The sequence below is a fragment of the Oscillibacter sp. CU971 genome (assembly GCF_905219725.1).
GTDB lineage: Bacteria > Bacillota > Clostridia > Oscillospirales > Oscillospiraceae > Oscillibacter.
Genome location: NZ_CAJMXG010000167.1, coordinates 1 through 6683, shown reverse-complemented (window position 1 = coordinate 6683; position 6683 = coordinate 1). Strand labels below are relative to the sequence as shown.

General features: G+C 60.5%; 8 protein-coding genes. 5 read left to right on the top strand and 3 right to left on the bottom strand.

All coding sequences use genetic code 11. The features are described 5' to 3' along the window. From JX325_RS11255 to JX325_RS11245, 3 genes are all read right to left on the bottom strand, one after another. The coding region (locus JX325_RS11255; protein ID WP_243414054.1) for a glutamate--tRNA ligase family protein at positions 1-451 on the bottom strand (451 nt) is incomplete at its 3' end. Between the two features lie 58 nt (positions 452-509). After that, a complete protein-coding gene (locus tag JX325_RS11250; RefSeq protein WP_204791216.1) occupies positions 510-2201 on the bottom strand; it encodes a DAK2 domain-containing protein in 1692 nt (563 codons plus the stop codon). Positions 2202-2217: 16 nt separating this feature from the next. Continuing rightward, positions 2218-2568 (bottom strand): Asp23/Gls24 family envelope stress response protein, encoded by a 351-nt coding sequence (locus JX325_RS11245; RefSeq protein WP_204791215.1) that lies wholly within the window; start codon positions 2566-2568, stop codon positions 2218-2220. Between the two features lie 260 nt (positions 2569-2828). Between JX325_RS11245 and JX325_RS11240 the strand changes: the two genes are divergently transcribed. From JX325_RS11240 to JX325_RS11220, 5 genes are all read left to right on the top strand, one after another. Continuing rightward, positions 2829-3188 (top strand): BlaI/MecI/CopY family transcriptional regulator, encoded by a 360-nt coding sequence (locus tag JX325_RS11240; RefSeq protein ID WP_204791214.1) that lies wholly within the window; start codon positions 2829-2831, stop codon positions 3186-3188. A 7-nt stretch (positions 3189-3195) separates the two neighbouring features. Continuing rightward, positions 3196-5427, top strand: a complete 2232-nt coding sequence (locus tag JX325_RS11235; protein WP_204791213.1) for a M23/M56 family metallopeptidase — start codon at positions 3196-3198, stop codon at positions 5425-5427. Between the two features lie 12 nt (positions 5428-5439). Then, the gene (locus JX325_RS11230) at positions 5440-5853 is read left to right on the top strand and encodes a hypothetical protein (RefSeq protein WP_204791212.1); all 414 of its coding nucleotides are present in this window, start codon (positions 5440-5442) and stop codon (positions 5851-5853) included. A 116-nt stretch (positions 5854-5969) separates the two neighbouring features. Then, positions 5970-6272 (top strand): DUF2089 family protein, encoded by a 303-nt coding sequence (locus JX325_RS11225; RefSeq protein ID WP_204791211.1) that lies wholly within the window; start codon positions 5970-5972, stop codon positions 6270-6272. Next, on the top strand, positions 6269-6598 hold the full coding sequence (locus JX325_RS11220) for a hypothetical protein (protein ID WP_243414053.1): 330 nt from the start codon (positions 6269-6271) through the stop codon (positions 6596-6598). Before JX325_RS11225 ends, JX325_RS11220 begins: the two co-directional genes overlap by 4 nt. The last annotated feature ends 85 nt before the right edge of the window (positions 6599-6683 follow it).

Sequence of the window (6683 nt, the reverse complement as noted above, 5' to 3'; positions counted from 1 at the left end):
GCAGGGCAGGGGAGCGGCGCATTGCCCGTTCCTCCCGTTCCGCGGGGGTCAGGTTCCGGCAGGTTCCGGCGTAGACGGTCAGTCCGTCCTCCCGGTGGGGAGCGCTGGCGGCGTGGAGCTCCGCCCGGGTGCAGAAGCAGGGATAAACCAGCCCTTGCGCCTCCAGCCGATCCAGGGCGGCCGGATAGAGCGCCGTCCTTTGGCTTTGGAAATAGGGTTTGTTTGGCCCGGAGACTTCCGGTCCCTGGTCCCAGTCCAGTCCCAGCCAGCGGAGATCCCGGATCATCTGCTGCGCATAACGCATGGGACAGCGGGCGGTGTCCAGGTCCTCGATCCGCAGGACGATGGTTCCGCCCTTCTGCCGGGCGCTGAGCCAGGCCAGGAGGCAGCAGAGAATGTTCCCCAGATGAATGCGCCCGCTGGGGGAGGGGGCGAAACGGCCAACGGTCATATTGGAACCTTCTTTCAAACGCAGGCAGGCCCGGACCCAAACGGTCCGGGCCTGCTCATCATTCCATAGAGATAATATAGTAGTACACCGGCTGTCCGCCGGAGAGGACCATAACTTCCGCCCCGGGACAGCCGGTTTCAAAGAATTTTCCCGCTTCCTGGGCGTCCTCCTCCGTTACGTCCTCGCCAAAGTACAGCGAGATGAAGGAGGCGTCCTGCTCCGCCGCGTCCGCCGCCAGCTTCTCCAGGAGGCTGTGGAGGGACCCGTCCGTCCCGAAGAGCTTGCCCTCCTTCAGGGCCAGATAATCCCCTTCCTTGATGTCAAAGCCGTCGAAATCCGAATCCCGGGCCGCGTAGGTAATCTGCGCGGTGGTGACGCCGGAGAGGGAATCCGTCATGGCTCCCGCCAGGGTTTCGGCGTCCGGGGCCTCAAAGTCCACGTTCATCATGGCGGTGATGCCCTGGGGCACCGTTTTGGTGGGAATGACCACCACGTTTTTCTCTGTCAAAGCCGCGCACTGCTGGGCGGCCATGATGATGTTCCCGTTGTTGGGCAGGACAAACACCGTTTCGGCGGGAATCTGGTCCACGCCCTCCAGAATGCTCTCCGTGGAGGGATTCATGGTCTGCCCGCCGGACACTACGCCGTCCACGCCCAGGTCCTGGAACACGGCGGCCAGCCCGTCCCCGGCGCAGACGGAGAGGAAGCCGTATTTCTTCTCCGGCGGGGCTACCATGTGGCCGCTCTGCCCAGCGTTCCGGGACTCCAGCGCCGCTTCCTCCATCTCCAAATCGTCCACGCTCTGGGCCTTTTTCCCGGCGGCCACATCCTCGTACTGGGTCCGCATGTTCTCAATCTTCGCCAGCTCCAGGGTGCCGTATTTCTGGCCCTCCGTCAGGGCGCTGCCGGGGATGTTGGTATGGACATGGACTTTAAAGGCCTCGTCGTCCTCTCCAATGACCAGGCTGTCACCGATGCTGTTGAGATAGGCCCGGAAGGGCTCCAAATCCACGTTGGGATCATTTTTGCGGACAATAAACACCGTATCGAAGGCAAAGGTGATCTCCTCTGTGGAGAAGACCTCAAAGTCAGCCTTGGCCTTCTGGGGCTCCTCCTCGGCGGCCTCCGGCATGGGCTCGCCCCGGAGCTCAGCCAGCATCCCCTCCAGAATCAGCAGATAGCCCTTGCCGCCGGCGTCCACCACCCCGGCCTTTTTCAGCACCGGGTTCATGTCCGTGGTCTGGGCCAGGGCCTCGTAGCCCTCCTGAATGGCGGCCTCCAGCACTTTTTCAAAGTCCGTCTCCTCGGCGGCCCGCTCCGCCGCCCGCATGGCGGCCAGGCGGGACACGGTGAGGACAGTGCCCTCGGCGGGCTTCATGACGGCCTTGTAGGCGGAGGACACGCCCTCTTGCATGGCGGCGGCGAATTCGGCGGCCCCGGCGGTCTCATAGCCCTTCAGGCCCTTGGAGAGCCCCCGGAAGAGCAGGGAGAGAATGACGCCGGAATTTCCCCGGGCGCCCCGGAGAAGGGCGGAGGCGGTGATGGATACGGCCTGGTCCAGAGCGGCGGGCTCGGACTTGCGGAGCTCCGTCACGGCGGCGCCGATGGTCATGGACATATTGGTGCCCGTGTCTCCGTCGGGGACGGGGAAGACGTTCAGATCGTTGATGGCCTGTTTCTGGGCGGTGATGGCGGCGGCTCCATGGAGGATCATCCGCTTGAAGAGCCCGCCGGTGATTTGTTCATTCATTCGATTTCTTCCTCCCTCACAGGGTCATGGAGTCCACGCACACGTCCACGGCCCGAACCGTGACGCCGGTGTTTTTCTCCACCACATAGCGGACCTCGTTCATGATGGACCGGCAGACTGCGGGGAGGTTGACGCCGTTTTCCACAATGATGTGGAGCTCGATGGAGATGGAATCGTCTTCGTGATACGAGATGCTGACGCCCTTGCTCATGGCCTCGCGGCGCAGCAGGTGGACCAGTCCGTCGGTCATGGAGCGGAAAGCCATGCCCTTGACGCCGAAGCAGTTGGTGGCGGCCATGCCCGTGATGTTGGAGAACACGGCGCTCGAGACGGAGATCTCACCTTGTTCAGACTTGAATTGGATCATGAGAACGTCCTTTCTTTCCTATACTCAAGGGGCGGCTTCCGCCCCTGGCTGAACCAGCACTTGCCCCATATTATAAACGATTCCCCGGCAAAGCACAAGTGGTAAACGAGGAAAAACCCGCCTTTCCGGCCCGGTTTCCGGCCCTTCGGGAGAGGAGGGGAGAAAAAATTTTGATATACTATCAGAATAGTATTGACAAGCCGAAACTATCGTGGTAGTATAATACCAGAAACTACCGCGATAGTTTGACAAGGAGGACTTTGCTTATGAAGCTGTTTGATTCGGAATTGAAGGTCATGGACGTCCTCTGGCGCCTGGGGGACCGCACGGCCAAGGAGATTTCCTCCATCCTGGGGGAGGAGACGGGCTGGAACGTAAACACCACCTACACAGTGATCAAAAAATGCGTGGCCAAGGGGGCCGTCCGGCGGAGCGAGCCGAATTTCCTCTGCCACGCCCTGGTCACGAAAGAAGAGATTCAAAAAGCGGAGACGGAGGAGCTCATCGGAAGGCTGTTCGACGGATCGCCGGACCTGCTCTTCGCCTCTTTGCTCAGCAGCCAGACGCTCTCGCCGGAGCAGATTGGGAGGCTTCGGGAGATTGTCAGCGAAATGAGGTGACGCGGCTATGACCTTCCTGGAACTGTCCCTCTCCGGCGGGGTCTTCGTCCTGGCCATCGCGGCTTTCCGGGGGCTGACCCTCCGGCGTCTTCCCAAGGGGACCTTTGTGGCCCTCTGGTGGCTGGCGGCGGCCCGGCTGCTGCTGCCGGTGGAGCTGGCTTCCCGGTTCAGCGTCTACACCCTGCTGGAGGCTTTGGGCCCCAAGGCGGTTCCCGTTGTCCCGGACGCTTTGCTCACCCCAGTGGTTCCTTCGGCCCCTGTGGCCCCAGCGGTCCCTGCGGCCCCCCCGGTGATTGCGATTCCCGCGCAGCCCGCCGCTGTGCCCGCCTCTGCGCCCTTCCCGGTTTGGACAGCCCTGTGGCTGACGGTGGGCCTGTTGCTGGCGGCGTGGTTCCTGATTCGCTATGTCCGCTGGCGGAGGCGCTTCCGGGAGGCCCTCCCGGCGGACTGCCCGGGCCTGGAAACCTGGTTCCAGCTCCGGCGGAAGGTGGAGGTCCGGGTCACGGACCAGATCGCCGCCCCGCTGACCTACGGGCTTTTCCGCCCGGTGATACTCCTGCCCAAGACAATGGATTTTAAAGACGAGGAGGCCCTGACCTGCGTCCTGGCCCATGAGCGGGCCCATATCCGGCGGCTGGACGGCCTTCTCAAGCTGGCGCTGACGGCGGCGCTGTGCCTCCACTGGTTCAACCCCGCCGTGTGGCTCCTCTACGTCCTGGGAAACCGGGACATGGAGCTGCGCTGTGACGAGGCGGCGGTGCTGGCCCTGGGGGAGGACAGCCGGGAGCGCTACGCCCTGGCCCTCATCCGCCTGGCGGAAAATAGAAATGTGCCTCTGTGCGGTTTCGCCCACCGAAACGGCATGGAAGAAAGGATTAAGGCAATTATGAGCATCAAGAAAAAATCCCTGCTGGCTTGCTTTATGGCCCTGGCCCTGGTGCTGGGGATCACCACGGCCTTCGCCACCTCCGCCAAACCGGCGGAGACGGACGGGCCCTATAGCGAAGACTTCACTGACCGGGACTTATACGCCCAGTCCTCGGCGGAGTCCGCCGCCCTGTGGGAGGAGACTTTGGCTCCCTACGAGCCCTTCGGCCTCACCTGGACCTTTGACGACCCGGACCTGGACGGAAACGGCCTGACCATGACCTGGGAGGGCCATGAGGTGCGGGGCATCTACGACGAGGGGAAGTTCTCTTGGATCACCGAGCACGCCGGAGACGGCGCCTTCGGCCCCGACGCCGTGGAGCTCTATACCATCTATGAAAATGGCAAGCTCACCGGCCTCCGCCTGGCGACGGAGGAGGAGCAGAAGGCATTCGACCGGGACCGAAGGCTGTCCGCCGACAGCCTGAAGGTGGAGACCTTGGCGGAAAGCGTCCGCTATGACAGCGGGCATATCTATTTCACCATCCCCGAGAGCGAGGAGCCCTGGAGCATTTTCATTCAAGGCCGTATCCTGCTGGAGGACGGCTCCGGGCAGAGTGTCCGCTACCTGGAGAAGGAGAGCGAACAGGCGGAGTGGGTCCCGCAGATGACCTATTCCTTTGAGGTGGCGGACGCCGCCTATGACGAGCTGACCATGGATGTGCGGTACGGAAACGCCGATTATTGCTATCCCCTGACCCCGCTTCTGCCGGAGAAAGCCCCCTTGCCCGTGGAACCTCTGCCGGAGGGCAAGGCGGAGATCCCTGAAGGGGCGGAGATGATCTGGCCGGTAGAGAGCGATCAAATCAACAATTCCTTTGGGGACCGGGCGAAGCCCGGCGGAGAAGGCGTTGTGACCCATACCGGCGTAGATATCGGAGGTATGGAGAAGGGGACCCCCGTCTATGCCGCCGGAAAAGGGACCGTGAAGGAAGCCGGATTCAACGCCACAGAGGGCAACTTCGTCCGCATTGACCACGGGAACGGGCAGGAAACCTTCTATGCCCACTGCGAAAAGCTCCTGGTGAAAATCGGAGACGCCGTGGAGCTGGGGCAGACCATTGCCACTGTCGGCAGTACGGGTATGTCCACCGGACCGCATCTGCACTTTGAGTTTTGGGTGAACGGCGTTGCCCAGAATCCGGAAGCGATGCTGAAATCCGGGCAGGATATGCCGAAGGCAAAACCGGAGCCTGAGAAAAAGCCCGAACCGGAAACCAAACCTGAGCCTGTCCCTGCCGCTGAACCGGAGAGTACAATGGATCCGGTAATCCTGAAAGCGGCGCTGGAGGGGCTGGTGGATGGGGATTAACCCCGCAACAGCTTGGGAGAGACTTATGGAAGTACCCTCAGTGAGAGCATTGTAGGCTATGAACCGGACCTGATTTCCGCTGTTTCGGAGGACGGAACAGAAGGCTACATTGAGCCCCGCCGGCTATTGGGACCATACAACAGTGAGGAAGAGGCGATTGCCTGTTACAATTGGCGGAATGAGAATAAAGTCGGCTATGTCCTTGTTCCACTTTATAACTCCGAGCATGAGGAAATCGGGACCTTTATGCACAAAATTGGAAAAGGTATCTATAGCGGGGTTATAACGCTGGAGGAATTTATGGAGGCCAAGGCCCAGGGCTGGCCCTGCAAGGATGGAAGTACCCCGATTGAAGAAGAACCCATTTTCAAAAGCCTGGAGGAAGCCCAGGAAGCTGTGAAGAACGGCTGGCCTGACAATCAATAACCGGCGGAAGCCGTCCCGAAAGGGACGGCCTCTTTTTATTTTCTAAAAGAAAAAATAAAACTTGACTTTCATAAAATTAAGGTTTATATTTAATATTATGAAAGGAGGCCTCGCCTATGACCACCCCGCCCCCCTGGATGGCGGACCTGGACGAACAGGATTTGACCTTTGTGAAGCGCTTTCTCCTGGCCTCCGGCTCCTTGAAGGAGGTGGCGGCCCAGTACGGTGTCAGCTATCCCACGGTCCGCCTGCGCTTGGACCGCCTGATTCAAAAAATCCGCCTCAGCGACACGACGGAAGCGGACCCTTACGTGGCTTTGGTGAAGCGGCTGGCGGTGGACGACAAGCTGGACTTCGACACCGCGAAGATTTTGATTGCCGCCTACCGGGAGGCCCAAAAGAAAATGGAGGTTGAATGATGGCTATTGCGTCTAGGTTTGTGATTGTTTCTCTGCTGTTCCTGCTGGTGTTTCTGATAGGCGGTGTCTTTCTTCAAATCTTCCTCTCCAAGCGGGAGAGCCGCTGGCCGGGGCTGGTTCTGCCGCTGCTGACGTTTTTGCAGTCTTTGCTGCTGGTATTGAATATTGTGGATACCGGCAGCGTGTCCCAGAACGTGCTGACGGTGCTGGTGACCCTGCTGGCGGGGAACATCCCCACCCTGGTGCTCCTGGCCATCTACTGGGCGGTCCGGGGGAAGCGGAGGGTCAGAGACCAGATTGATAAGATGAAAATTGACGAGCTGTAAAACGCAAAGCCTCCCTGTTGGGAGGCTTCAGCCTGTCGAAAAGAGGCCTGTCTGTCTTCATTACCAGACAGGCCACAAAGTTAAT